The sequence below is a fragment of the Myroides fluvii genome, assembly GCF_009792295.1.
Taxonomy (GTDB): Bacteria; Bacteroidota; Bacteroidia; order Flavobacteriales; family Flavobacteriaceae; genus Flavobacterium; species Flavobacterium fluvii_A.
The window spans coordinates 2796936-2821994 of the sequence record NZ_CP039934.1 but is presented as its reverse complement, the minus strand read 5'-3'; the positions used below and the strand labels follow the sequence as shown (position 1 = coordinate 2821994).

Annotated in this window: 25 protein-coding genes; 14 read left to right on the top strand and 11 right to left on the bottom strand. The window is 36.6% G+C overall.

The features are described 5' to 3' along the window. The first annotated feature begins 229 nt into the window (after positions 1–229). On the top strand, positions 230–2506 hold the full coding sequence (locus FBR08_RS12615) for an FUSC family protein (protein WP_158963045.1): 2277 nt from the start codon (positions 230–232) through the stop codon (positions 2504–2506). A gap of 217 nt (positions 2507–2723) precedes the next feature. Next, positions 2724–4499, top strand: coding sequence for an AMP-dependent synthetase/ligase (locus FBR08_RS12610; protein ID WP_158964287.1), 1776 nt, complete (start codon positions 2724–2726; stop codon positions 4497–4499). A 66-nt stretch (positions 4500–4565) separates the two neighbouring features. Here FBR08_RS12610 and FBR08_RS12605 read toward each other — a convergent pair whose 3' ends face one another. From FBR08_RS12605 to FBR08_RS12590, 5 genes are all read right to left on the bottom strand, one after another. Further along, positions 4566–5369, bottom strand: a complete 804-nt coding sequence (locus FBR08_RS12605) for a class I SAM-dependent methyltransferase (protein ID WP_158963044.1) — start codon at positions 5367–5369, stop codon at positions 4566–4568. 11 nt (positions 5370–5380) lie between these two features. Continuing rightward, positions 5381–5845, bottom strand: a complete 465-nt coding sequence (locus FBR08_RS16945; protein ID WP_233266109.1) for a S41 family peptidase — start codon at positions 5843–5845, stop codon at positions 5381–5383. Continuing rightward, complete coding sequence (locus tag FBR08_RS16940; protein WP_233266108.1) at positions 5815–6582, bottom strand: hypothetical protein; 768 nt, start codon at positions 6580–6582, stop codon at positions 5815–5817. Before FBR08_RS16940 ends, FBR08_RS16945 begins: the two co-directional genes overlap by 31 nt. Positions 6583–6720: 138 nt before the next feature. After that, the gene (locus FBR08_RS12595; RefSeq protein WP_158963043.1) at positions 6721–7122 is read right to left on the bottom strand and encodes a DoxX family protein; all 402 of its coding nucleotides are present in this window, start codon (positions 7120–7122) and stop codon (positions 6721–6723) included. Positions 7123–7140: 18 nt separating this feature from the next. Further along, positions 7141–7848 carry an SDR family oxidoreductase gene (locus FBR08_RS12590; RefSeq protein ID WP_158963042.1) on the bottom strand — a complete coding sequence of 236 codons (708 nt, stop codon included), beginning with the start codon at positions 7846–7848 and terminating at the stop codon, positions 7141–7143. Positions 7849–8144: 296 nt separating this feature from the next. Here FBR08_RS12590 and FBR08_RS12585 point away from each other — a divergent pair, with 296 nt between their 5' ends. From FBR08_RS12585 to FBR08_RS12560, 6 genes are all read left to right on the top strand, one after another. Further along, entirely contained in the window at positions 8145–9203 is a 1059-nt protein-coding gene (locus FBR08_RS12585; RefSeq protein WP_158963041.1) for a 3-oxoacyl-ACP synthase III family protein, read from the top strand. Positions 9204–9873: 670 nt separating this feature from the next. After that, entirely contained in the window at positions 9874–10869 is a 996-nt protein-coding gene (locus tag FBR08_RS12580) for a hypothetical protein (RefSeq protein ID WP_158963040.1), read from the top strand. A 255-nt stretch (positions 10870–11124) separates the two neighbouring features. Then, complete coding sequence (murQ, locus tag FBR08_RS12575; RefSeq protein ID WP_158963039.1) at positions 11125–11937, top strand: N-acetylmuramic acid 6-phosphate etherase; 813 nt, start codon at positions 11125–11127, stop codon at positions 11935–11937. Positions 11938–11942: 5 nt separating this feature from the next. Then, positions 11943–12173, top strand: a complete 231-nt coding sequence (locus tag FBR08_RS12570; protein WP_158963038.1) for a DUF6095 family protein — start codon at positions 11943–11945, stop codon at positions 12171–12173. 7 nt (positions 12174–12180) lie between these two features. Then, on the top strand, positions 12181–12564 hold the full coding sequence (locus tag FBR08_RS12565) for a DNA topoisomerase IV (protein ID WP_158963037.1): 384 nt from the start codon (positions 12181–12183) through the stop codon (positions 12562–12564). A gap of 12 nt (positions 12565–12576) precedes the next feature. Further along, positions 12577–13365 carry a TerC family protein gene (locus tag FBR08_RS12560; RefSeq protein WP_158963036.1) on the top strand — a complete coding sequence of 263 codons (789 nt, stop codon included), beginning with the start codon at positions 12577–12579 and terminating at the stop codon, positions 13363–13365. A gap of 209 nt (positions 13366–13574) precedes the next feature. Here FBR08_RS12560 and FBR08_RS12555 read toward each other — a convergent pair whose 3' ends face one another. Further along, positions 13575–14252: a TrmH family RNA methyltransferase gene (locus FBR08_RS12555; RefSeq protein ID WP_158963035.1), complete on the bottom strand. Its 678-nt coding sequence runs from the start codon at positions 14250–14252 to the stop codon at positions 13575–13577. Between the two features lie 41 nt (positions 14253–14293). On the opposite strand from FBR08_RS12555, the gene FBR08_RS12550 reads away from it, so the two are divergent. Further along, positions 14294–14995 carry an SIR2 family NAD-dependent protein deacylase gene (locus FBR08_RS12550; protein ID WP_158963034.1) on the top strand — a complete coding sequence of 234 codons (702 nt, stop codon included), beginning with the start codon at positions 14294–14296 and terminating at the stop codon, positions 14993–14995. A 25-nt stretch (positions 14996–15020) separates the two neighbouring features. On the opposite strand, the gene FBR08_RS12545 is transcribed toward FBR08_RS12550, so the two are convergent. From FBR08_RS12545 to FBR08_RS12530, 4 genes are all read right to left on the bottom strand, one after another. Next, entirely contained in the window at positions 15021–15590 is a 570-nt protein-coding gene (locus tag FBR08_RS12545; protein WP_158963033.1) for a Crp/Fnr family transcriptional regulator, read from the bottom strand. 1 nt (position 15591) lies between these two features. Next, positions 15592–16014: an N-acetyltransferase gene (locus tag FBR08_RS12540; protein WP_158963032.1), complete on the bottom strand. Its 423-nt coding sequence runs from the start codon at positions 16012–16014 to the stop codon at positions 15592–15594. Between the two features lie 849 nt (positions 16015–16863). Next, positions 16864–17097 (bottom strand): hypothetical protein, encoded by a 234-nt coding sequence (locus FBR08_RS12535; RefSeq protein ID WP_158963031.1) that lies wholly within the window; start codon positions 17095–17097, stop codon positions 16864–16866. A 6-nt stretch (positions 17098–17103) separates the two neighbouring features. Beyond that, positions 17104–18264: a THUMP domain-containing class I SAM-dependent RNA methyltransferase gene (locus FBR08_RS12530; protein ID WP_158963030.1), complete on the bottom strand. Its 1161-nt coding sequence runs from the start codon at positions 18262–18264 to the stop codon at positions 17104–17106. A gap of 95 nt (positions 18265–18359) precedes the next feature. Here FBR08_RS12530 and FBR08_RS12525 point away from each other — a divergent pair, with 95 nt between their 5' ends. The 4 genes from FBR08_RS12525 (at position 18360) to FBR08_RS12510 (ending at position 21324) form a co-directional block, all read left to right on the top strand. Then, complete coding sequence (locus FBR08_RS12525; protein ID WP_158963029.1) at positions 18360–19091, top strand: class I SAM-dependent DNA methyltransferase; 732 nt, start codon at positions 18360–18362, stop codon at positions 19089–19091. A gap of 4 nt (positions 19092–19095) precedes the next feature. Continuing rightward, positions 19096–19824: a ZIP family metal transporter gene (locus FBR08_RS12520; protein ID WP_158963028.1), complete on the top strand. Its 729-nt coding sequence runs from the start codon at positions 19096–19098 to the stop codon at positions 19822–19824. Between the two features lie 143 nt (positions 19825–19967). Continuing rightward, positions 19968–20504: a DUF6452 family protein gene (locus tag FBR08_RS12515; protein WP_199268598.1), complete on the top strand. Its 537-nt coding sequence runs from the start codon at positions 19968–19970 to the stop codon at positions 20502–20504. Then, positions 20470–21324: a DUF6048 family protein gene (locus tag FBR08_RS12510; RefSeq protein ID WP_158963027.1), complete on the top strand. Its 855-nt coding sequence runs from the start codon at positions 20470–20472 to the stop codon at positions 21322–21324. Before FBR08_RS12515 ends, FBR08_RS12510 begins: the two co-directional genes overlap by 35 nt. A 201-nt stretch (positions 21325–21525) precedes the next feature. On the opposite strand, the gene lpxD is transcribed toward FBR08_RS12510, so the two are convergent. Next, complete coding sequence (lpxD, locus tag FBR08_RS12505; RefSeq protein WP_158963026.1) at positions 21526–22530, bottom strand: UDP-3-O-(3-hydroxymyristoyl)glucosamine N-acyltransferase; 1005 nt, start codon at positions 22528–22530, stop codon at positions 21526–21528. A gap of 389 nt (positions 22531–22919) precedes the next feature. On the opposite strand from lpxD, the gene FBR08_RS12500 reads away from it, so the two are divergent. Continuing rightward, positions 22920–24611, top strand: a complete 1692-nt coding sequence (locus FBR08_RS12500) for an acyl-CoA synthetase (protein WP_158963025.1) — start codon at positions 22920–22922, stop codon at positions 24609–24611. Positions 24612–25059 lie beyond the last annotated feature (448 nt).

Here is a 25059-nt window from a genome sequence, read left to right as displayed (position 1 = left end):
CAAACGCTTTTAGTAATTTTGCGTAGAATTTTCATCCAAAATATACCTAGTCAAACAAGTCGCAGTCATTTTTGGTTGCCTAGCTTTTATTCTCATCAGTTGCTTTCGTTTTAAATTATTATTAAATTCAGAGCTGGAAACCATCCGAAATAAAGCATTTTGACTAACTTTATAGAAAATAATGCTACTAAAAAAGAAAAAGAAAAACTAAATCTAAGCCACTACAACTATGCTTCAAAAAGCAAGAAAATATACTGACAATACTCATTTAGCAGATTCGTTAAAAATCACCATTTCGGGCGTTATTCCCTTCCTAGTGTTTATGCCCACCCAACAATTTGATTGGGCATTTGCAATGGCAGTTGGTGCTTTATTAACGGCTCCAGTAGATATTCCCAGTAACCTCAAGGACAAAATAAACGGTATTCTCGTAGGAGCCTTACTCGTTCCTTTTGTTACCTTACTTTTATCCTTGACTCAAGGAAATTGGTATTTCTATCCTGTTTTCATCTTTATTATTTTTAGCTTAGGGATGATTTCAGTCTACGGACACCGTGCTAACATGCTTTCCTTTAGTGGATTATTAGCTGCCAGTTTGGGATTGGCACATAGTTATACAGGCAAAGATTTATGGATGCACGGATTACTTCTACTCTTAGGTGGTTTACTCTATTTGCTGGTATCCTTAGCTTTTTACTTCATAAGACCTCGACGTTATGGCGTCTTACAGACTTCAGAGTGCATGGACTTGACATCGGATTACCTCAAATATCGATCACAATTGTGGACTCCGGGTGTCAATGCAGATAAAATCGTTGAAGAACAACTCAATATTCAAATTAAACTGAATGAAGTACACGAAAATTTGCGAGAATTTTTGGTACTCAATAAAGCCAATACTGGAAACTCCTCGAATAACAGACGTTTACTCGTAGCCTTTTCTACCTTAGTTGAAATTTTAGAAATTGCCGTTTCTACGTCTTTTGATCATAAAGAATTGCACAAACTCTTAGATGATGATCCCTCAATTATTCGCGATTATCAGGCTTTAGCCGAAGATTTTGCAACAACGATTAAAGAGATTGGAGACTCCCTAAATATGGGATTGAATTACAAACCCAAATACGATTTTGATCGCAAATTAGTAGCCCTACAGGAAAAATTAACTGCCTTTATAGCAGATAGTAAATCGCCAACTAAAGTAGAAGCTGTCCTTTCTTTTTCTAATGTATTGCACTACGCACAAAGTCAGATTGACAAAATCCACATCTTAGAACGCATCTTAACAGAACAAACATTTAGTGAAAACGTAGAAGATCGCTTCAAAGAGTTAGAAAAATTCTTAACTCCCGTACACTATCGTTGGGAGACACTCATTGTCAACCTCAACTTTACCTCAACGATTTTCAGACATGCTACGCGTTTAACATTGACCATTTTAATCGGTTTAATTATCAGTAATATCTTCAACCTACTCAATGGATATTGGATTTTACTGACGATTGTCGTAATTATGAGACCGGGATATGGCTTGACAAAAACCCGCTCTTTTGAACGTGTGATTGGTACTGTTTTGGGTGGGTTGATTGCGTTTGGGCTATTGTTCATCCTTCAGGACAATCATACTTTAATTGCCTATTTAACTATTTTAACCATGATTTTGGGGTATTGGTTTTCTCATACCGACTACAAAATTGGGGTAACTTTTATCACCATGTATGTGGTTTTGATTTATGCTATCCTTACGCCTAACTTTATGGATTTATTAATTTATCGCGTAATTGACACCTTGATTGGAGCCCTATTAGCGTTGGGTGCCAACTACTTACTTTGGCCTTCTTGGGAGTTCCTGAACGTCAATGTGCACTTGTCTAAATCTATTCAAGCTAATCAACAATACGTCAAGGAGATAAAAGAGATTTACAACCAAAAGAATGACCCTTCTCTAGCCTATAAATTAGCGCGAAAATATGCTTTTATTGAAGTTGGAAACTTAATGGCTTCCTTTCAGCGTATGATTCAAGAACCAAAATCTAAACAGCGTTTGCGTTCGGAAATCTATGAGTTAGCTGTATTGAATCACACCTTCTTATCTACTGCGGCTTCTATTGGTGTTTATGTACAATCCCGTCATACTACCAAAGCATCTGAGTCCTTTAATATGGTCATGGATTACATTGATAAAAACTTGCAATTGACGAGTAACTTACTCAACAATACTCCTACAGAAGAGGATTTAATCACAGCCGAGGATCACGAGAGTTATCGCGTAAGTATGAGCTATTTACAAAATATCAGAGAATACGAGCTAAAAAAATCGTACTCGGACGATTTGCAAATCAAAAACTTAATGGAAGAATCTACCATGGTTATTCAACAATTGACCTGGCTGGCTCATTTATCTGAAAAGATATTGAAAATCAGTAAAGTAATTCGAGATAAGCGCGAAGAAATGCAACAGAAAAAGCTCGTTCTAAATCCCACGATTTTGTTTAAAAAAGGATAAACTTTATTTTTTAATAGTTCCATAAAAAGAGGTGTTTCTTGGTTTTTAAATTGATGTAAAAACCAAGAAACACCTCTTTTCATTATGAATATTCAACGTAAATTAATCATCCAGTAGCAGATGTACTTCTATTTTTTTAAAAGTTAACAACTTTGTACGACTTTGTACTAGAATCTCTTTTTTTTTCGTATTTTGCAATAACTAATTAATTATGACGATGATGAATCCAACTAGACTTTTTGATATACCTTATTTCCAACACGAACATTTTCCATTGGAAAATGCACTGGTAACCAAAGTTAACGGTGTTTGGGAAAAGACGTCATCCGCAAGTTATCTCCAAAAGGCAAATACTTTATCCAGAGCCCTTTTGAGATTAGGTGTTCAACCCAATGATAAAATCGCTATCATCTCTAGTAATAACCAAACCAAATGGAACTTATTGGATATTGGTATTCTGCAGATAGGAGCACAAAATATTCCCGTTTACCCCACGATTGCTCCAGAGGACTATCAATTCATTTTAAGTCATTCAGAAGCGACGTATTGTGTGGTATCTGATCAAGAAATCTACGATAAATTGATGTCAGTAATTGATCAATTACCGTTGATCAAGGCCGTTTATTCTTTTGATGTAATTACAGGATGTAAGAATTTAGATGAGTTGTTTGAATTAGGTCGTGATGATTCTAATCAAGAACAAGTAGAACAACGCAAGGCAGCAGTAACTCCAGATGATTTGGCTACCTTGATTTACACTTCTGGAACGACAGGTAAGCCCAAAGGAGTCATGCTTTCACACAACAATATTCTTTCCAATGTTTTGGGTAGTAGTGAGCGTGTGCCCTTTACCAGAGAACAGCATTTCAAAGCACTGAGTTTCTTGCCTTTGTGTCACGTTTTTGAACGCATGTTAATCTATCTATACCAATATAGTGGTGTGGGAATTTACTATGCAGAATCCATTGATAAAATGGGAGAAAACATGAAAGAGGTACAACCAAACGTCATGACTGTTGTTCCCCGTCTTTTAGAAAAGGTATACGACAAGATTTTCGCAACTGGTTCTGCTTTAACAGGAATCAAAAAGAGCATCTTCTTCTGGGCTTTAGAACTGGGTTTCAAATATCAACCGTACAACAGAGGGTTCTTCTATAATCTACAATTGGGTATCGCGCGTAAATTGGTGTTCAAAAAATGGCAAGAGGCCTTGGGAGGAGAGATGAAAATCATCGTTTCAGGAAGTGCTGCCTTACAACCTCGTTTATCACGTGTATTTAATGCAGCTGGAATTCCCGTAATGGAAGGGTATGGATTAACTGAAACCTCTCCCGTAATTGCAGTAAACGACGAACGCAATAGATCCATGAAAATTGGAACCGTTGGAAAACCACTGAGTAATGTGCTCGTTAAAATCGCGGAAGATGGTGAAATTTTGTGTAAAGGACCTAATGTTATGTTGGGGTATTACAAAGATGAAGAACGCACGAAAGAAGAGTTAAAAGACGGTTATTTTCATACAGGGGATATTGGAACTATTGATGAGGAAGGTTTCTTAAAAATTACCGATCGCAAAAAAGAAATGTTCAAAACCTCTGGAGGAAAATATGTTGCACCACAAATCATTGAAAACACACTGAAACAATCGCGTTTTATTGAGCAAATCATGGTGATTGGCGAAGGAGAAAAGATGCCTGCAGCCTTGATTCAACCGAATTTTGAATTTGTAAGAGAATGGGCGAAACGCAAAAACATTGCCTTGGGCAATACCAATGCAGAACTTATCAAAAACGAACAAGTGCGCAAACGCATTGAAAAAGAAGTAGAATACGTAAACCGCAAGTTCGGAAAATGGGAGCAAGTGAAAAAGTTCGAATTAACACCGGATGTTTGGAGTATTGACAATGGACAACTCACTCCAACATTAAAATTAAAACGACGAATTATTTTGGAAATCTACAAAGATTTGTACGAAAAAATATATAGAGAATAAAAAAAGGAAGCCCAGGGCTTCCTTTTTTTATAAGAATTGTAAAGGATAGGGATTAACTGTCAACCGTTAACCATTCGTCTTCGCCACAATCGCATAAACCATCGGAATTTTGTTATCCAAATGTTTAATGCGGTATTTATTGGGTTCAAACTCCACTGTATGTTGAAAACACGCATAAGGTGAGTAATCGTATTCCTCCAAGCCTTGTATCATCAGACCATTTTGCAATAAACTAGTTACCACTTCACTCATGCTGTGATTCCAACAAACATAGGATTGGCTGATAGCTGCTTCTTTATCTGCATAGGTACCACTTTCAGTTTCTACAATAGCTGCTGCATTAAAATAATTGTACGCCACTTTGGAAAAATCATCATCAAACATCCATATAACAGGGTGAAATTCTACAAAAACCAATTGTCCCCCTGGTTTTAAAAAGGTCTGAATCACCTTTGCCCATTTATCCATATCAGGCAACCAACCGATTACCCCATAACTGGTATAAACCATATCGAATTGCCCTTGTAAATGATTGGGTAAGTCGTAGACATCACAACAAACAAATTGAGCTGTTGACCCTGTTTGCTCTGCTAATTGTCTCGCATTCTTAATGGCTTCATCAGATAAATCTACTCCTGTTACTTCTGCGCCTAACCTACTCAACGAGATGGTATCTTGTCCGAAATGACATTGTAAATGCAATATTTTCTTGCCTTTGATATCTCCTAATAGATTGAGCTCAATCTCATTCAAGGAGCTCTTGCCTTTTACAAACCCTTCCACATCATAAAAATCTGATTTTAAATGAGTTTCGGTACGGTTATTCCAAGAGTTTCGGTTTATTTCAATATAATTTAATTCTGGTTTCATTTTTGGTATTTTTATTTTTTATACTCGTATTCTTTAATCAACTCGATTGCTTTTTCTAACAGTTCATCTCGCTGTTCCCGTACGCCTTTCCTGGTTCTTTTCACTTCAATATCAGGAATGATTCCTATTCTTTGCGTCGGTTCGCCATCGGGATAATACACGCCTAAACCTGAAATAATCGTCCACAATCCACCAGGTAAAACCACCTGAGATGCATCGCCATCTGCACCTGCTGTTTGACTACCGATGACCGTTACATTACGTCCAGCGCGAAAAGCCATGGTAGTGTACTCAGCTGAACTTTGGGTACGCTCATCAACTAATACTATTACTTTTCCTTGATAGGGTTTGGTATCGGGTTCTATTATTATCGGATCCATAAATGAAAATTCACCGGGATTATTGTAATTCACTGCCGTAAATTTCACAAAAGGAGTTGGTTGATTTACAAAATAACTTCCCAAGGCAAAAGGCATAAAAGCCGAAGGGTAATTGCGAATATCAAGGACAATTCCCTTGGTATTGCTGGGTGATGGTATTTCAAAAAACCCCATACTCGCCCTAATAAGGCTAGGTTATCAATTTGATTGGCATCTAAAGTTGGAAATACAAGAGAAGAACCGTTGTCAAAGGCTTTGTCTTCATTAGCAGGAAATTTAAAAATTTCTGCTTTTGCAACCTCTTTGCCGTCTATTGTTACTTTAAAATCGTCCATCCAAACTGTTCCCTTACCTAAAATATAGGCTCCAATTATAATTTGTTGCGTTTGTTTTGGCTTTAATTCTACCGTTAGCTCATATTTTTTCCAATTGGTAGTTCCCGTTATCTGCTTTGGCAATTGGACAAAATCTAACATCGGATCTACGCGAATAATAGGCGTTGCCAGAAGATACCCCTCTCCTTTGGTTTTGATGTAACCCGACAACACCAACGTCTCTCCCTTATAGGAAGGAAGTACTTTCGTCACGGCAAACATAGGAGTTACTCCGTCCGTGTCTGCCATCTCCAAACGCAACGAAGCTTTTCCTTCTTTAAAATTCTTAAAATCTTGAACGGGGATAAAAACACGTTCTCCGTCGATAGACCAACCAACAGGTCCATTGGCATCAAACGTTTCAAAATTGTAATTTGCAGGCACTTCTTGGGCTATAGAGATCCACGATATCGCAGAGCACAAGAGTACAGCATGCAGTTTCTTTTTTAGCGTAAACAAATTTTACATGTTTTTAGTTGATGTTCTAAACGTACAAAATCTATGTTAATTAAAAGGGATTTTTTGGTTGGAAGTGGGGAATTTATTTGTTTACCGTTGACGGTTGACGGTTGATGTAAACCGTCAACGATAAACCAATTAAATAAACCACCCTTTTCTTCCCTTGTACAAACGAAAAGAACCTGGCCCAATCATGGCAATAGCTAAAGCACCTGTTAAGTACAGTAAATTTAATTCTGCGCCAAGACCTCCCGTTGTTGCACTAAGGGCAAATGATCCACCTCCTTTTACTAACACCATAGACATCACCATGGTAAAGGCAATTAAAACGCTGGATAGCCGTGTAAAAGCGCCCACAATTAACAAAATTGGCGCTATAATTTCTCCAACCGGAACCCCCAACCACAACCAAGTTGGAAAACCTTTAGCTGCTAATTGTTCCATGATCATATCGTGTCCGTGGATAATTTTGTGAATTCCATGAAAAATCATCAATCCCCCCACACCGAGTCGTAAAATAAATTTTCCTAAATCTTGCATATTCTTTTTTTATAAGGGTTAACTTGTTTTTAAAGGTCGAATCTCAATCTTACTTGGCAGCGCACGTGGGTTCATTTTCAATAAGTCTACCACCAATTCTCCAATATCTTCGGGTTGAATCTTCCACGCATCCTTCTCATTGGGTTCGTGATTGTTAAAATGACTGGTTACCGAACCTGGTAAAATGGTGGTTACTTTTACGTCATGTGCTCTCAAATCTAACATAGCCGCTTGGGTGAACCCCACAACACCAAACTTACTTGCATTATATCCACTGCCCGTGGCAAAGAAATTAATTCCCGCTAAACTCGCCACACTGATATAGTAGCCTTTGTTTTGTTTTAGTTGCGCAACGGTAGCTTTCAAAGTGTGAAAAACCCCCGTAAGGTTGGTGTCAATCATGGTATTCCAATCGTCAATCGACAGCTCTTCGATAGAGGCAAAAATCCCAACACCCGCATTGGCAATCACTACATCTAAACGACCGAATTTCTCAACAATTTGCGCTACGGCTTTTACTTCATCTTCATATTGTGTGACATTAGAAGCAAGTGCTAAAACCTGATCTGACGTTCCCAATTCACGAGCTACTCGCTCTACTTCCGCTAGCGAACGACCCGAAATAGCCACTCGATATCCTGCTGCTAGTAAGGCTTGTGCTATTCCTTTTCCTATTCCTTTTGTCCCGCCTGTAATGTAAACGACTTGATCTTGTTTTGTTGTCATACTTCTTTTTTAACTTTTAATTTTCACTAAATTAAAGAATAAAAAATACTTTTTCATTTATTATAGATTAATAAATCAAAGAAGAAAAGACAATATCCATCACTATTCAAACGTTATATGTCAGATCTCCTCTCTCATTAACTAAATTTAAGCTATATTACATATAATTTCACTTTTATTTAAGTGAGTAAAACATGGGATTTTAGTACCTTAGTAGTGCAAATTACCTAAACGAATTCATCTAATCTGGGAGTAATTACAATACTATTCTTAATTACTTCAAAAAACGTTAAATTATGGCTGTTAAAATAAAAGGTTCGGGGAGTTATATTCCTACACAAGTTGTGACCAACAACGATTTTCATCAGTTCGACTTTCGCGATGAAAACGGGCAACCTTTGAAAGATTCCAACGAAAGAGTGGCAAAAAAACTGGAACAGATTACAGGGATTCAGGAAAGACGCTATATCACTGAGAACTTAACAACCACAGCTATTGGCACAATTGCTGCGCAACGCGCCATCGAAAATGCAAAAATAGACCTTGAAAAGTTAGACTATATCATTTTTGCCCACAACTTTGGGGACATGAAATTCGGTACAGATCAATCGGATTTGGTTCCGAGTTTAGCTGCCCGCGTGAAGCACAACCTCAAAATTAAGAATCCCAATTGCGTGGCTTATGATGTGCTCTTTGGATGTCCTGGATGGTTACAAGGCGTCATCCAAGCTTATGCTTTTATGTCGTTGGGCATTGCAAAATATTGTTTGGTGATTGGAGCCGAAACGCTCTCTCGCGTAATTGATTTACACGATAGAGATTCGATGATTTACGCCGATGGTGCAGGAGCCACCGTGCTAGAAGTAACGGATGAACCTGGAGGGATTATTGCTACGAAAAGCTGTAGTTTCACTGCAGATGAAGCTTACTATATCCACTTCGGAGAGTCATACAAAAAAGAACCACAGCAAGACACGCGCTACATCAAAATGTTAGGTCGAAAAATATATGAATTCGCCTTGATTGAAGTGCCACAAGCCATGAAGGCTTGTTTGAATGACAGTGGTGTACAAATTGATCAAATCAAGAAAATCATCATCCACCAAGCCAATGAGAAAATGGATGAAGCCATCGTCAAACGCTTTTACGAGCTATACGACCGCGCCATGCCCGAACATATCATGCCGATGAATATTCAGAAATTAGGCAATAGCAGTGTGGCCACATTACCCACCTTATATGATATGATTGTCAATAAGCAACTGGATAATCACAGCTTCGAAAAAGGCGATTATTTGTTATTTGCCTCTGTAGGGGCAGGAATGAATATTAATGCGTTTGTGTATCAGGTGTAAAAAAGATAACTAATTTTTATTAAAATATAGTACGGGTGCATGATCATACACCCGTACTACATTTTAGCACCTTCTATTACCGATGTCCCAACTGTAACGACAAAAGTAACTTCATCATACGCAATTTACCCAATAGAATTGAGTCTCATCTTCCCTTCTACTACTTCTCCAAAAAAATGGTTATTCTTCACACAACAGCTGGTTACAAAATATAATCCATTACTACTATAATCATATCCTTTGAAACGAATAGATGTTCTATTTTTTTCTGAATTAAATAATTTCATAATTTATTTTTATTCCCGTAATGTGTCCCATATAATCGATCATTCTTTTTCATTAAAATATATTTCTTCTAGAATAAGGGCACATTAAAATTGCACTATTTACTCATTTAATTAAAATAACACTCATTTTCAATGTGATAGATAAAAAAAACTTTTAACTGTTTCTAAAACATTTTATTAGCAAAACTATCTATTGCGTTTATATCCTTTTTATTTTTTTTGTTTTTAATTGAATTTTTATCAATAAAAACACGAAATAGAAAAACATACTATACTAAAAAGTAATAATTTATTTTATTTTTTATATAAAATTCTGTTTATGTTTGTCCTGCAAATGAGAAGAAAGAGAAAATAGTTAGTCATTTAAAAACAAATAAAAAGCTATGAAAAAGAAAATTTTATTGTGCACCCTAGCAGGGTTTTTCCTGTTTAGCACAGCATCATGCAGTAGTGATGACAGTAGTAATTCTACTGTAATTGAGAAAGAAAAAGAAGTTCCAAACACCTTAAAAGACAATTTTTTTGACATTGAAGGAGCTACTTTCAAGGAAGGAACCCTCCTAGCAGGGGAAAAAGATGTGATTTCAGAAATTAATGTCAATAGTTTTGTAATCAACGGTGGAAAAGCGATTATGTCGGTTACAAGTACGGCGGAGTTAAAATCTATTTTAGTTGGGTTAAAAGGACATGAAGGTTTTTATGAAGTACTAACATCAAACGAAATCCAAACCAGGGATTTACTATACCGCTACGAAGTAATTTTAGATTTATCTCAAAAGTTAGATTTAGAAATTTTTGAACTAGAAATTGTAGGATATATTACAGATGGTACACGAACCGTAATTTACTACAGAGAATTCCATCTGATTCCGGCAGGAACGGGTGAAATGCAAGTTTCCCTGTCTTGGGATCAAGAAGATGATGTGGATTTACATCTAGTAAAAAACAATAGTGGCCGTGTCTACTACGGCAGTAAACACTTATTCAATTCAGAAGGCACAGAAATTGCCGAACTAGATATTGATTCTAATCCTGGTTGTAGTATTGATGGAATTAAAAACGAAAACATCTACTTCAAACACTTAGAAGATGGAGAATACGCCATTTACGTTGATTTATACCGTAAATGTCCAAACACCACTGCAGGTAGTAAGTACATTGTCAATGTAATTTACGGAGGCACAAGTATACGATTATCAGACCATATGATGGGCAAATTTGCTGATGATTATCGCGGCAGTGGAAATACGCCGAGTAAACATGTATTGATTGGTACATTCTCCATTGTTAATGGACAATTCTCTTCTGTTGTAAGTCCAGAAACAGCTCCATCCATTCATACTTTCCGTTTAAATGAAAAGTTAGTTTACAAAAAATAGTACGTCCCTTCCCTTACACTAGGATAATTTCTTCTTAGTAGAGTCGTACTATTGAATTGAAATTTAAAATATTTGTCTTTAATTTTCAATGATTTACGTCAAAACGCCAGTGAAATACTTCATTTTTTACTGGCGTTTTTTTTATTTGATTCAAAGGAAATTACTACTACAAAATGAGAAATGGAATTCCCGTTCTGCCGTATTAAATCTAAACAAATTTGAGTATTTTTGTATCAACCCAAAAAAGCGATACAGGTGGACTTTATCAAAATTACAGAACAGCCCTCTGCTTATGATCATTTAGAACAAATGTCTATTCAAGAGGTATTGACAAATATCAACAGCGAGGATCAATCGGTTCCGTTGGCTGTTGAAAAGTCCATTCCTCAAATTGAAGCCGCCGTTCAAAAAATCGTGGAGCAGCTCAACAAAGGAGGGCGCTTGTTTTATATAGGGGCAGGGACTTCGGGTCGATTGGGTATTTTAGACGCTTCTGAATGTCCTCCTACGTATGGAGTTTCTCCAGATTTAGTAATTGGATTAATTGCTGGTGGAGACCACGCCATACGCCATGCCGTAGAAAACGCAGAAGACAATCCCAACCAAGGATGGACAGACTTACAAGCGCATCAGATTAACGAAAATGATTTCGTTGTAGGCATTGCAGCTTCTGGTACAACCCCTTATGTAATTAAAGCCTTAGAAGCTTGTCAAGCGCATCATATTCCAACCGCTTGTATTAGCTGTAATCCCAATAGTCCGTTAAGCCAAGTAACACCATTTCCTATTGAAGTTGTTGTGGGTCCTGAATTCGTAACGGGAAGCTCGCGTATGAAGGCAGGAACAGCACAAAAACTCGTGCTCAATATGATTTCTACCTCAACCATGATTCAATTGGGACGAGTGAAGGGCAATCGCATGGTGGATATGAAGATGACCAATGCTAAGTTAATTCAACGTGGTATTGCTATGTTACAAGAAGAACTGCAAGTGAGTAAAGAAGAAGCGACTCAACTATTAAATCAGTATAAAAGTGTGCGTGCAGCACTCGATCACTATAAATTATAAACACTATGGAACCTCAAGGTACAAATCGAAAAGTATTACAAAAAGGAGTTAAATATCTTGCTATTACCTTGCCTTTATTGTTTCTTGGCCCCATTGTAATTCACAGCGCGTTAAAAAACCAAGGAAATCCGTTTTTTATTCCAGTCTTTGGATTAGGATGCATCATTTGTTTATCCTCTATGTTTTTACTTTTTAAAGGTATTAACACCATTATGAAATCATTATTTGGGAAATAATTATTCTATGAAAACTAAACTATTCTACCTTTTACCTTGCTTCGCCTTGTTTGCTTCTTGCTACCAACAGGAACGCGATTGTGCAAACTTCCGAACAGGAAAATTTGAGTTTGTTACCGAAATTGACGGTGTTGAAAAAAGATCAACTTTTATTCGCACAGCTGAATATGAAATTGAGGAATTTGAAGGAAAGATCGACACCTCTAGCATTCGATGGATTAACGATTGTGAATTTATTTTACAAAAAAAGAATCCCAAAAATATGGCCGAGAAGAAAGCAGTGGGTATCAAAATCATTACAACCGATGGCGATAGTTGCGTTTTTGAATATGGTTTAGTGGGTGACGCAAGAAAAGAGCGCGGAAACCTTAAAAAAATCGGAGAACTATAATCCTATCTCTATATGGAAATTTTTTTAACTGCTGACGCTATTGTAGCGTTTATTACACTAACCTTTTTGGAAATTGTCTTGGGAATTGACAACATCATTTTCATTTCAATTGTAACGGGTAAACTCCCGGAAGAGAAAAGAAAAAAAGCAACTAAAATTGGTTTGTTTTTAGCGATGTTTATGCGAATAGGCTTACTATTTGCCATCACTTGGCTAATCAAAATGAAAGCAACACTCTTTAGCGTTGATTGGGGCTGGTTCAGTGCTCATTTTAATGGTCAAGCACTTATTTTATTGGCGGGAGGAATTTTTCTGATTTACAAATCCACCAAGGAAATACACGAGAAGGTAGCCCATGTCCAAGTCGCTGAAGACATTAGTTCTACCCCTAATGCCAAACAAATTGCAACGAAGTCATTCGGAAACATCCTGGTTCAAATTTTATTGATCGACTTGATTTTCTCTGTAGACAGTATCCTTACCGCAGTGGGAATGACCAACGGTATCGAAGGTGCGTTGTACATTATGATTGCGGCAGTTATTGTTTCGGTAGCGGTAATGATGATTTTTGCTGTTCCTGTAGGAACCTTTGTCAACAACAACCCTTCTATTCAAATCTTGGCGCTTTCTTTCCTTATTTTAATTGGTTTTATGCTGACGACTGAAAGTATGCACTTATCGGATGCAAAATTAGCAGGACAAGATGTAGGTGCTGTACCTAAAGGGTATTTATACTGTGCCATTGCCTTTTCACTCGTTGTTGAGTTTATCAATATGCGAATTCGAAAAAGAGCGAAATAAGGAGATGGTGAGTCGATGAGATGGTGAGTCGATGAGATGGTGAGATGATGAGATGGTGAGATGATGAGATGATGAGATGAAATAATACAAAAAGGGTTCAGTTTTTAAAAAAACTGAACCCTTTTTGTATGTATGTTTGATATGCATTTTTCGGCGCAAACCGTTAACTGTAAACCGTTAACTGTAAACCGTTAACTGTAAACCGTTAACTATAAACCATTCAAAAAACGCTCAGTTACGAAATCAATATCCTTAATTGACTTTCTTGCCCAATCAATTCGCTTGACCAATAATTCCTCTTCCGTCAATTGCCATTGAACATCTGATTCTCTCAATCGCGTGGTTAAGCTTTGAATAATAATCGCTGCAGAAACAGAGATATTTAGGCTTTCGGTAAAGCCTACCATAGGAATCGTAATAAAATCATCCGCTTGTTCAATTACCTCAGGAGATAATCCTGATTTTTCTGTACCAAAAAAAATAGCTACAGGCGCTGATAAATCAAATTTATCTAAACTTTGTGCTGTACCATGGGGAGTAGTCGCAACAATTTTATATCCTTTGGCTTTGATTGCGTCAATGCTTCCTTGTACGGAATTATAACGGTGAATATCCACCCATTTCTCTGCACCAAGGGCAATTTGCTTATCGATCCGCTTGCCAAATTTTTGTTCTACCACATGGAGTCCTTGTACACCAAAGACTTCACAGCTGCGCATGACAGCGCTAGTATTATGCAATTGATACACATCTTCCGCTACAACCGTAATATGATTGGTTCGATTCGCTAAAACTTCTTTAAATCGCTCTACTCGGTTCTCTGTTAAAAAAGTTTCTAAATAAGCTAAGTATTCCTTGTCTTGAAATAGCTTGTTTGAAATATTCATTATATCTTTCGTTTTATTCAAAATGCAAAGGTAAGAATATTATGGAAAAACGTTTAGTGGTGCTTTCAGGAGCGGGAATGAGTGCAGAAAGTGGAATAAAAACCTTTCGCGATGCTGATGGGCTATGGGAAGGCCATGATATTATGGAAGTGGCTTCTCCCCTTGGTTGGGCCAAAAACAAAGACATGGTTTTAAAATTTTACAACGATCGTCGTCGTCAGTTGTTGACTTGTGAGCCCAATAGGGCGCATAAGGCTATTGCGGAACTACAACAACATTTTAAGACCACCGTAATCACACAAAATGTCGATGATTTACACGAACGCGCAGGAAGTAAAGATGTCATTCACTTACATGGTGAATTACTCAAAGTACGCAGTGAAAGTAACGAGCAACTCGTCTACCCTTGGACAACTGATTTAACAGCTTTAGATCGCAATGAACACGGGCATAGTTTACGTCCGCATATCGTTTGGTTTGGCGAAATGGTTCCCGAATTAGAACGCGCCATCCCTTATGTAGAAGCAGCGGATGTTATTTTGATTATCGGAACTTCATTGCAAGTATATCCAGCGGCTTCCTTACTCGATTTTGCACAACCAGATGCTTTGGTTTACTATATAGATTTGCACCCTGCATCTACCAAACACTTCAATCGCAAGATTGAAGTGCTCGCCGAAAAAGCTTCTGTTGGCATGATACAGATCCAAGAAACATTAATCGAATTCAGTCAAATGATATAAAAAAAGCGGTTGTACAAACCGCTTTTTACTTTATTCTCGCTCGAATTCTACTCAACGAAATCGGAGATATCCCAATATAAGAAGCAATCTGTTTCAACGAAACCCGCTGAAATAGCGTCTTATCGTGTTTCATTAAATGAAGGTATCGATCTTCTGGGGTTAAGACCAGAATATCGATCAATTGCTTTTGAGTTTTAATAGCATTGAGTTCGGTAAATTGTCTAGCCCAATTGCATATTTCAAGAGATTCATAAAACAGTTGCTTCATCGCCTCTAAATCAATTTGATAGAGCGTGGTATCCTCCAACAATTCGAAACACTCATAGCTAAGAGATTGATAAAAATACCCCAATGAGGTACTTAAAATGTCTTTTTCTCTAGCAAATTCAAAGGTTATTTCTTTGCATTCTGTCGTAACAAAAATACGAACGATTCCCTTTTTAATAAGATAGGCATGCTTGCTCCCTTCTTTATCCTCTAACAAGCGATAACCTTTAGGCAACACAATAGGAGTAAGCGTTTGCTCAATCAGCGCAACGCTAGTATCACTTAACAGTTCTTCTAAAGGTAAATCGACTCGACTAAAGAATGACATCTTATTTATATTCCATCACAACTTCTCGTTCTCCAGTTGACTCATCTAGCTTTTCTTCAACAACAACAAAACCTTGTTTCTCGTAAAAGGCAATTGAATTGGTGTTTTTTGCATAAACGCCCAACTCCAACGTTGATCGTTTTTGCTTGATGAACTGCATTAACTCCTTGCCTATTCCCTTTCCTTGTTCATTTGGAGCAACGAATATCGCTGCGATATAATTCTCTACCAAAGATACAAAACCTACTATACAATGCTCTTGTTCATAGACATAAGTTTCACTGCTCGGTATGTAAATTTGTTCCATATCCGCTTTTTTCTCCTGCCAATAACTGGCGTCAATAAAATCATGTGCAAGGATCGATGCTTCATACCAAAGGTCAACCACAGCCCTGCTGTCTTCTGTTTTAAATAATCGTATCATGTTATTTTTTTATACGACAAAAGTAAAGAAGACTAGTTGGATTATACTTTACTTAAGTTAAGAAGGGATTTAACAGTTGGTGAAATTGTTTTTTTGCTTTTTTGTTGTTTGTTTTTTTGCCAACGCTTTCGATGAATGAACAATTTGACTACTCAGAAGATCTCAACCGTTATCTGTGACGTTGGTGAGATTGTTTTTTGGCTTTTTTGTTGTTTGTTTTTCTGTCAACGCTTTCGATGAATGAACAATTTGACTACTCAGAAGATCTCAACCGATCTGTGACGTTGGTGAGATTGTTTTTTGGCTTTTTTGTTGTTTGTTTTTTTGCCAACGCTTTCGATGAATGAACAATTTGACTACTCAGAAAATCTCAACCGTTATCTGTGACGTTGGTGAGATTGTTTTTTTGCTTTTTTGTTGTTTGTTTTTTTGCCAACGCTTTCGATGAATGAACAATTTGACTACTCAGAAGATCTCAACCGATCTGTGACGTTGGTGAGATTGCTTTTTTGTTGTTTGTTTTTTTGCCAACGCTTTCGATGAATGAACAATTTGACTACTCAGAAGATCTCAACCGTTATCTGTGACGTTGGTGAGATTGTTTTTTTGCTTTTTTGTTGTTTGTTTTTCTGTCAACGCTTTCGATGAATGAACAATTTGACTACTCAGAAGATCTCAACCGTTATCTGATAACCGTTATCTGATAACCGATAACTGATAACTATATAACGTTGGTGAAAGGATGAAATTCTTGTTGAAAGAAAACATATTCTTGTTGCAACAAAACCTCCCCTTCTCTTCTATCCTCTGTCTAATAAAAAAAGGAAGCTTTTTGCTTCCTTTATTATATTAGTTTAAGACTTTTACGCCTTTTAGAAAAATCCATTTCACACAGATTTTATCTCCTTCATCCGTTTTAAAAACTTTAAATTGTGGAGCGAAAACAGTTGCTACAACAGCACTAACAACAGGTAACCATATACCCGATAAATCGGTAAAATACATCAACCCGGTTCGCGCTAAAAGAAATAGCACGGCAAAGCTCAAAAATTGAAATAGTATTGTTTTAGTTGCTACACTCATTTTTTTTTAATTTTGATCCATATATTTTCCTTTTTTACTCCCTTCATAGAGCTCGTATTTGGCAAAACGCGCTTCTAATTTACCATTAAATAATTTAATTTTTCTCGAAGGGCGTAAACCTACATATTTCAATGCTTCAATATTAGCGGTAATAAACCAAGCATCTGTTCCTGGATACCCTTGTTTTAGGGTATCACCTATCTCGCGATAAAAACGCTCTAAGTTGATATCTAAACGCTCACCATAAGGAGGGTTAAATACCATATGTAAAGGTCCTTCCACCTCTTTTGAAGTATCAAAAAAGTTTAAATTTTCAATTTTGATATATTCTTCTAGGTTTGCATTACGCACGTTATCTTGGGCTTTCATCACTGCAGATGGTGCTTTGTCATAACCTTGAATTGTGTAGTGAAATTCACGTACGCGTTTAAGTAAGGAACTTTGAATCACTTCAAATAAATCAGCATCCCAATCATTCCAACGTTCAAAAGCAAATTCTTTTCGGTTGATATTTGCTGGAATATTACATGCAATCATGGCTGCTTCAATCAATAATGTTCCAGATCCACACATCGGATCCATGAAATGACTTCTACCATCCCATCCAGACAACAACAACATTCCCGCTGCTAATACTTCGTTAATAGGCGCAATATTCGTTGCTGTTTTATATCCTCTTTGGTGCAAAGAAGCACCTGATGAATCTAATGACACCGTACATAAATCACGTTGAATATGCACATTAATACGCAAATCTGGATAGTCCTTATCCACATTCGGACGCTTGTCAAATTTATCTCTAAACTGATCGACAATCGCATCTTTCGCTTTTAAAGACACGAATAAACTGTTGTTGAATTGATCTGAGAATACGGTCGAATCAATCACAAAGGATTGATGTGCACCCAAATATTCACTCCAATCAATACTTTGAATTCCTTTATAAAGATTGCTTTCGTTATAGACAGCAAATTGTTTAATTGGAACTAAGATTTTCAAAGCTGTACGCAAAGCTAAATTTGCTTTGTATAAAAAGCCTTTATCACCTTCAAAACTCACCATACGAGTTCCTTCTTTCACTTTTGTTGCTCCTAAAAGCTGTAGTTCTTTCGCTAAAATCTCTTCTAAACCGAAGAAAGTCTTGGCTACCATTTTAAAATTTTCCATTTTTCTATATCGCTATAAGGAATAATTGCATTCGTTATCTAGATGTGCAAAAATAAAGTAAATTTGTAAGCTAATAAAAGATTTAAATTAAAACTATGTCTGAACAGAAGAAAGCTTGGTACGCATCGTGGTTTGATACCCCTTATTATCACATTTTATATAAGGATAGAGATTATGATGAAGCACAACTTTTTATCGATAATCTTACCCATTATTTAAACTTAGCCGAAAACTCTAAGGTATTAGATTTAGCTTGTGGCAAGGGTCGTCATGCTATTTACCTCAACAGTTTGGGGTATGATGTGGTGGGAGCAGATTTATCTGCCAACAGTATTGAAGCTGCTAAAATAGCAGAAAATGAGACCCTACACTTCGAGGTACACGATATGCGTGAGCCTTTAGAAAAAAAATACGAGGCTATTTTTAACTTATTCACGAGTTTTGGTTATTTTAGTAATCCAGAAGATAACATTCAAGTATTAAAAGCCATGCACAATAGCTTATCTGATTACGGATTAGCAGTACTTGACTTTATGAATGTCAATAAGGTTATTGCTAATTTAGTTCCCTCAGAAATTAAAGTTGTCGATGGCATTGAATTTCATATCGAGCGCAAAGTAGAAGAGGGTTATATCATCAAAGACATTCGCTTTCAAGCAGATGGAGAAGATCACGCTTATTCAGAGCGCGTAAAAGCATTTACCTTAGAAGACTTTGAAAGGATGATGAGTGAAAATGATATTTACTTACTTGATATTTTTGGCGATTATAAATTAAGAAAATTCTATCCAAACGAATCTGATCGATTAATCATGATCTTTAAATAAGCCAATGGCGTATCTCGTACCTTTATTAGCTGTAATTATTGGATATTTAATTGCACTACTTATTCAACCGAAAAACAAAAAACACCTCAAATTACTGATGGCGTTTAGCGGTTCTTTTCTACTTACTCTAACGGTAACCCATTTGTTACCGGATGTATATCAGGCAGCTGTTGGCGACCTAATTACAGGTGGGGAACACCTACACGATCACAATCACGATCACAGTGGTGCAGGAAGAATCGGTTTTTTCATCATGGCAGGTATTGTATTTCAAATTATCTTAGAATATTTCTCTAAGGGAGCTGAACACGGACACGTTCATGGACATGAAAAATTAGAGCGTATTCCTTGGTTGTTGTTCATCAGTTTGTGTATACACGCTTTGTTTGAGGGAATGCCGATCAGTCAACACAGTGAGTTGGCCTTGGGAATCGGAATTCATCATTTGCCAATTGCCATTATTCTAACGGCCTTTTTTATCAATGCCCAAATGAATAAAAAAATGGTTTTTGCCTTTATGATGCTATTTTCCATTATGACACCTCTAGGTACTTTAATTTCGAGTAACGTCCCTGTTCTGAGTACGTACTATGCCGAAATATCAGCAATTGTAGTTGGAATCTTATTTCATATTTCTTCAACTATTATCTTTGAAAGTAACGAAGATCACAAATTCAATATCAATAAGCTAATAGCAATATTACTGGGTGTAATTGCGGCTTACTTCATATAAAAAGTCGGAAGGTTTCTTCCGACTTTTTACTTTCCCTTCATTTTATTTTCACTTATTTACAAAACCAATCCCAAGTATATAAATCGTTTGGTTTGTTTTTAGTATTTTTGGTGCTGTTTACAATCTGTAAGACTTACTCTTTTATGAAAAAAATACTGGTTATCACCTCTTTTCTATGTCTCGCTGCCTTTGTTTTTGTAGCGTGTGAAAAAGATGATATATGTGGCAAAGAAGAACCTACAACTCCGAATTACAAAATTCAATTCTTCAATTACGAAGATCAGGAAGTTACAAAAAATGGTCTCGTTGAGGCCTATGCAATAGGAATACAAGACACTATTCGAAGTAATGGTAACACGCTATTACTTCCTCTTCGCTTGGATAAACAAGAAACGGATTGGGTATTGCAAATCAAAGAAACAAAGGGAAAAGAAACCTTAATTATTCGTGATACACTAACACTAAAATACAGAGTAAATACTACTTATTTAAACAAAGCTTGTGGTTATGTTTCCACCTTTTCCTTATTGCAAGACGGTAGTTCTCCCCTTTTAAATGGAAAAGCCAGCACAACGAAAGGCAATTGGATTAAGCTCTATACTACGGAAACAAACGAAATAGACAACAATTTAGAAAACCCAGAAAATGAAAAGGAAGCTCATTTTAAAGTATATTACTAGTAGTGTGATTTTGTTGTTTTCTATTGTGAGTTTAGCTCAAAAGAAAACAGGCGAAACACAAAAAGAGACAGATAATACGCACATGGCAACCCCAACTCCTCCTAAATACCCACAGCGATACGGATTAAGAGTTGGTGCTGATTTGTTTCGAATTACCCGTTCGATGTATGACAAAACTTACAATGGATTTGAAGTTGTTGGAGATTATCGATTGACAAAAAAACTTTTTGCCGTGGCAGAATTTGGACACGACAAACTCAATAAAACAGAAAGTACTTACGGCTATACAACGAATGGGACTTATCTACGCCTTGGAGTTGATTACAACCTGCATGAAAACTGGTTGGATCGAGAGGATATGATTTATGTGGGAGGGCGCTATGGTTTTGCTACATTTTCTCAAACCTTAGATTGGTATAAGCCCTACACCACTAATCCGTATTTTGAAAATACCGCTATTCCTGTAAATAAAAAATACAGCGGTTTATCTGCGCATTGGGTAGAATTTGTTGCAGGAATAAAAACAAGAGTTTTTAACAATGTTTTCATGGGATTCAGCCTTCGATTAACAGGTTTAATCACCCAAAAGCAACCAGATGATTTCGAGAACTTATTTATCCCAGGGTATAATCGAAAATACAGTGGAGCAATTGGAGTTGGCTTTAATTATACCGTGAGTTATTTCATCCCATTGTATAAGTCCAACAAAAAAGCATTTACGATTCCTGAAAAAGACACCAAATATGATCTAGAAGGGAATAAAATGGAGTCAGAAGACTTAAAAACGATTCAAGAGAACAAACAAAAAGCTGGAGAATAGCTAAAAAAAAATAAGTAAAAGCCCCTATAGATTGCATCTATAGGGGCTTTTTGTATCGTTCTTCTTGTCTTTTTTATACTGATTTACCTGAATAAAGAATAGTATGATTTCCGATGGTAAACGCGAAGTACAGGTAAATGAAAAACAGGGTTCATAGGATCTCAAACAAAAGAGAAAAGTTACATGCCCCTTTTAAAAATATTAAGATCCTTTTGTGTTATAACTTTTCACTAACTGCTTTAAAAAAGCCCATTGTTTCAAGGTTGTTTTTGCTTCCAAAGCAGGATAGCCCAAAACTGTTTTTCCTGCCTCAACGTCTCCTGTTACCCCAGAACCTGCACCTACTACTACTCCATCTCCTAAAGTAACGTGATCTTTAATTGACGCACTACCTCCAATAACCACAAAATTACCTAAAGTTACAGATCCAGCTAATCCACTGTTTCCTGCCATAATACAACATTTACCCAACACAGAATTATGACCGATCTGAACTAAATTATCTATTTTACAACCATCACCAATAATAGTCGCGCTGAATTTCCCGCGATCCACACAAGAATTTGCACCGATTTCAACGTAATTCCCTAGGATAACATGTCCAATTTGAGGAATCTTTACCAATCCTTTTTCTGAAGGACAAAAACCGAATCCATCTGCACCAAGTACAGCATTAGGATGAATAATACAATGATTTCCGATTTGTGTGCGTTCGCGCACCACAACACCAGACCATAAAACCGTATCACTACCAACAACAGAATGATCTAAAATGGTAACATTAGGATATACCACAACATTTTCTCCCAAAACAACATGCTCTCCAATATAACATCCAGCCCCAATCTGTGTTCCTTTTCCTATTTTTGCTGTAGCATCAATTGTTGCGCTAGGATGTATTCCCTCTTTTACTCGTGGTAATTCGGGTGCAAAAAAAGCAAGTAACTGAGACATCGCTAAATCCACATTATCCACTTTGATAAAGGCGCGATCCTCTCCAGGTGCGATCGAAATATCGCGATTAACAATTGCAATACTAGCTTTAGAATTTGCCCATAAACGCTCGTATTTTTTATTTCCTATGAAGGAGATTTGACCGTCTTGTGCTTTGTCTAATTGCTCTGCTGCGTGAATTTTTTTCACTGTTGTTCCTATTATGCTTCCGTTTAAAATATCATTTATTTCATTTAAGGAGTACGTTTTCATAATCTTTTTTTAGTTTCTTTGTTTGTACCAAAGAAAACGAAATTTTATTAACCATATTGCAACGAAATGTTATTTTATTTAAAAATAATAAGCAATAATGATTTTTTCATTGATAAATGAACAAAAACCACCATTACCAAAAAACAATAAATATTTTGTTTTATTAAAAACAATGACCATATACTCTGTTTTTTAACAAAAAAAAAGACGTAAAATCACTAATTACTCTTATTTTTAAATTAATACACAAAACGAACTTTTATCTTACCATAAATTCGAACATGCGTCTTTTTCACCCATAAAATGACGAAAAAAAGGCTATGACTACTTTGTCTTGTGTATTTTAAATCCTTTTATGTATCTTATACTACCACAAAAAACCACAAAACATGAAAGATTTATTTAAAAGCATTGGAAATTTTATTTCCGAAGAGGACTTTGATGCTTTACACCGTCTACAAGTAGAGAAACCAAAATGTTTCAACTGGGTAACGGAAATATTTGAAGGGATCCACGTAAGCGAAACTCCTGATAAAACAGCGCTACTATGGACCGATGGACTGAAAACGGAACACTATACATTTCAAACGTTATATAACCGGTACAATCAACTTTTAAATTTCCTTCGAGAAAAGGGAATTCAACAGCAAGATGTAATTCTGACGCAAATGATGTTACAGCGCATCAACTGGGTCACGCATTTAGCCGCTATTAAAGGAGGTTTTCGCTTATCTCCTGCCGCGAGTATATTAGGAGTAAATGACTTAAAATATCGCTTTGAAAAAATTAATCCTCAAGTCATTATAGCCGATGCGGATAATGTAACAAAAATAGATGAAGCGGAAAAAGCTGCCAACCTCAATATTCCGATTAAAATTATCATTGATGGGCAACGCGAAGGTTGGTACCCCTTGTCCGTATTAGATGAACAAAGTACAGAGGCCGAAGCTGCAGAAACGAAACCCGATGACAATCTATTCTTATTTTTTACCTCTGGCACAACTGGAATGCCCAAGATTGTTTGTCATACTCAACTAAGTTATCCTATCGGCAATTTAACCACAACAGCTTGGATTGGCTTAAAAAAGGACGATATTCACTACAATATTTCTCAACCTGGTTGGGCTAAATTTGCTTGGAGTAGTCTATTTGCACCTTGGAATGTAGGGGCTACTATCTTTGCTTTTCACACCAAGGAGCGTTTTAATGCCGCAAAAACACTTGCATTAATTGAACAGCACAAAATCACAACACTTTGTGCTCCACCGACAGTCTTGCGCTTCTTTATCCAAGAAAACTTATCCGCTTATACATTTAGTCTACGTCAATGCGTAGCGGCTGGAGAGCCTCTTAATCCCGAGATTATTGAAGAATGGCATGAAGCAACGGGCCTATACATTCGCGACGGATTTGGCCAAACTGAAAGTACGTGTATGGTAGCCAATTATCCTACTGCTACACTGAAATACGGATCTATGGGGAAACCCACTTTTTTGTATGATATAGTCATTGCAGATGACGAAGGACAAGAACTAGCCAATAACGAGGAAGGCAATATCTGCGTCAAAACAAATACAGGCAAAATTAACGGCATTTTTAAAGAGTATATGTATGACAAAGAACGTCAACAACAAGTGTTTAAAAATGGTGTTTATTTTACGGGGGACAAAGCCTATAAAGACGATGATGGTTATATTTGGTTCATCGGGCGTGATGACGATGTAATCAAGGCTTCAGATTACCGTATCGGTCCTTTTGAAGTGGAGAGTATTCTACTAGAACACCCTGCAGTAATCGAATCCGCAGTTGTTGCAAGTCCACATGAAGTCAAAGGTTTTGAAGTGAAAGCTTTTGTTATCATCAAAGACATTCAGCACGCCCATGCAGCATTAGCGGATGAACTTTTTCAATTTTCACGCCGACATCTTGCCCCCTATAAAATGCCTCGTCGAATTGAATTTGTCACGGAATTACCAAAAACAATCAGCGGTAAAATCAAACGCGTAGAACTTCGTGCCTTACAAGCCGAACGCCTAGCGAAAAAGATAGAGGTACCTATGGAGTTTGTTTATAAACAATAGAATGGAGAGAAGAGAGAAGAAAGAGGAAAAGGGTAGATTTTCAATAAGAAGAAAATGTTTTCATTAATTTTATATTTCTTCACTTTTTTGTAAAAATCCCCTCCTCTTTATCTCATTCGGTTTATATTTTATTTTGGTATTCGATGAATCTCCAATTTGTATTTTCGCTTTTTCGCTTTTTTGCTTTTTGAAAATTTATTCGATCAAAGAACAAACCATCTTATTTTAGAAAAAAACACCGATTTCCTCTTTATCTCATTCGATTTATATTTTATTTTGGTATTCGATGAATCTCCAATTTGTATTTTTGCTTTTTTGCTTTTTTGCTTTTTGAGAATTTATTCGATGAAAGAACAAACCATCTTATTTTAGAAAAAAACACCGATTTCCGATTTCCTCTTTATCTCATTCAGTTTATATTTTATTTTGGTATTCGATGAATCTCCAA